Origin of the sequence: Enterobacter sp. UNJFSC 003, assembly GCF_036903355.1 — a bacterium.
Taxonomy (GTDB): Bacteria; Pseudomonadota; Gammaproteobacteria; order Enterobacterales; family Enterobacteriaceae; genus Enterobacter.
Map to the genome: position 1 here is coordinate 1 of NZ_JBAKHK010000024.1, position 3,164 is coordinate 3,164.

Annotated in this window: 1 protein-coding gene; it reads right to left on the reverse strand. The window is 62.8% G+C overall.

Annotated features, from left to right (window positions below; translation table 11 throughout):
• Positions 1-3,164 (reverse strand): Ig-like domain-containing protein (locus V5P19_RS22840; protein ID WP_334407803.1); only part of this gene is annotated, 3,164 nt, incomplete at both ends.

Sequence of the window (3,164 nt, forward strand, 5' to 3'; positions counted from 1 at the left end):
GCCGTAACGGTCACGCTGCCGTCGGTCAGACCCGCAAGGTCAGCCGGCGGAACGCTCAGCGTCCAGGTGCCGTCTGACCCTACCGTCGCGGTGTAGTCCTTGCCGTTCAGCGACACGGTCACCGTCTGGCCCGCCTCGGCGGTGCTGGTGCCGGAGATCGCCAGGTCAGACTGCGCTTCGGTCGCGTTCAGGATGTCGTCCGAGGCAATGGTATTGATGGTCACGGACGGCGCGGTGGTATCCACGCTGTACTCGCGGCCCGCCGACGCGCTGTTGCCGTTCACGTTGGTGACGCTCACCTGCACGCTGGCATCGCCGTCCTTCAGGCCCGCCAGATCGGCGGACGGCACGGTGGCGGTCCAGTTGCCGTCTGCATCCACGGTCGCGGTGTAGCTCTTACCGCCGAAGGTGATGCTGACGGTCTGGTTCTCCTCCACGTTGCTGGTTGTGCCGGACAGCACCAGATCCGCGCCCTTCTCCGCCGCGTTGATCACGTCGTCGGTGGCAATCGCGTCGATGCTGATGGCAACCGTTGCCAGATCTACGGTCACGTCGTGGTTGATCGACACCGGGTTACCGGCGCTGCTTTGCCCTTCAACGGTCACGGTCACCGTACCTGCGGCAAGCGCGCCGACGTCCGCTGCCGGGATCGCTGCGCTCCAGGTGCCGTCTGCCAGCACGGAAGCCGCATAGGTTTTGCCGTTCACGGTCACGGTCAGCACGGTACCTGCGCTCAGGCCGTCGCTGGATCCGGTCACGATCAGGTTCTGCCCGTGCTCAATACTGTTAATGACGTCGTCGCCCGCCACGGTGTCCACGCGCAGGCCCGGTAGGTTGGCGTCGATGGTGATGTCACGCTCGCCGCTGCCGCTGTTGCCCACGCCGTTCGTGACGCTGGCGGTTACGGTCAAATCGCCGTTACCCAGCGCGGTCAGTACCGATTCCGGCACATTGACGGACCAGGTCAGATCGTTCTGCACGGTTGCGGTGTAGGTGTTACCGCCAATGTTTACCGTCACGGTGTTGCCTGCTTCGGCATTCACCACGGTACCGCCGATCGTCTGACCGGCAGCCACTTCCGCCGCGTTGATCACATCGTCGCCCGCGACGATGTTGATGATGACGCCAGGCAAAGCGGATTCCACGTTTACGGTGTGCGACGCGCTGGTGCTGTTGCCCACGCTGTCGGTCGCGGAGGCGGTCACGGTGTACAAGGCTTCACCCAGCGCGCCGACCTGATCCGCCGGAACGGTGGTTGTCCACAGTCCGGCGTCATCTACGGTGGCGCTGTAGGCTTTGCCGTTCAGCATCACGGTCACGATCGCGCCCGCCGTCAGGCCGGTGGCCGTACCGGAAAGGGTCAGATCCTGCGTTTTCTCGATGCTGTTGATCACATCATCCCCGGACACGGTATCGATGGTCAGCACCGGAGCGGTCAGGTTCACTTCCACGTCGTGGGTCGCGCTGTTGCTGTTACCCGCTTTGTCGGTCAACGCGGCGGTGATGGTGTAATCGCCCGCAGTCAGGGCACTGACGTCAGCCGCGGGTACCCCCACGCTCCAGTTACCGGAGGCATCCAGGGTGGCGGTGTAAGATTTGTTGTTAATGGTTACGGTGACCACATCGCCCGCTTCCGCGCCGGTTACGGAGCCGGTGACGATCAGGGCCTGTGCATGCTCGGTGCTGTTGATCACATCGTCGTCAGAGACGGCGTTAATGGTCAGCTGCGGAACGGTGGTATCAACCAGCACATCGCGATCCGCAGAGGCCGGGTTGCCCGCTTTGTCGGAGACGGCCGCCGTAACGGTGTAGCTTCCATCGGTAATGGCGCCCAGATCCGCCGACGGCACGGTGACGCTCCAGCTTCCGTTTGCCTGTACGGTGGTGGTGTAATTCACGCCGTTCAGCGACACGGTGACGGTCTGGCCCGCTTCGGCGTTGGTCACGCCGTTGATGTCCAGATCCTGCTGCGCTTCTCGCGCGTTGATGATGTTGTTATCGCTGACGATTTCAATGGAAACCGTCGGGGCGGTGGCATCCACGCTGTATTCACGTCCTGCGGAGGCATTGTTGCCGTTCACGTTGGTGACGCTGGCCTGCACGCTGGCATCGCCGTCCTTCAGGCTGCCTAAATCAGCCGATGGGACGGTGGCGGTCCAGTGACCGCTGGCATCCACGGTGGCGGTGTAGGACTTGCCGCCGAAGGTGATGTAAACCGTCTGGTTTTCTTCCACGTTGGTGGTGGAACCCGACAGCACCAGATCTGCGCCTTTTTCTGCCGCATTGATCACGTCATCGGTGGCGATGGCGTCAATGCTGATGGCAACCGTCGCCAGATCCACGGTCACGTCATGGCTAATAGAGACCGGGTTACCGGCGCTGCTCTGGCCTTCAACGGTCACGGTGACCGTGCCCGCATTCAGCGCGCTGACGTCTGCGGCAGGAATCGCTGCCGTCCAGGTGCCGTCCGCCAGCACCGTTGCCGCGTAGGTTTTACCGTTTACCGTTACCGTCAACGCGGAGCCGGCGGTCAGGCCGTCGCTGGAGCCGGTCACGATCAGGTTCTGCCCGTGCTCAATACTGTTGATCACATCATCGCCCGCAACGGTATCGACGCGCAGGCCCGGCAGATTGGCATCAATGGTGATGTCACGCTCGCCCGCGCCGGTGTTGCCGTGGCCGTTGGTGACGCTGGCCGATACGGTCAGGTCGCCGTTGCCGATGGCGGTTAACACGTCAGACGGAACGTTTACCGACCAGCTTAAATCCTCCTGAACGGACGCTGTATAGGAATTGCCGCCAATGGAAATCGTGACAGTGTCACCACTCGCGGCGCCGCTCACTTTCCCGGTCAGGGTTTGCCCTGAGGCCACTTCGGCGGCGTTGATGATATCGTCGGTGGCGATAGCGTTAATGGTGATGACCGGCAGCGCGCTGTCAACCAGCACGTTATGGCTGGTGCTGGCGCTGTTGCCCGCGCTGTCGGTGACGCTTGCCGTGACGCTATAGCTCGCTTCGCCCAGCGCAGCAACGTTGGCTGCCGGAACGGTTACGCTCCAGCTGCCGCTGGCGTCGGTGGTTGCGGTGTAATTAATGCCGTTAAGGCTGACGGTGATCGTCGTGCCTTCCGGCTGGTTGCTGGTCCCGGAAAGCAGCAGATCTTC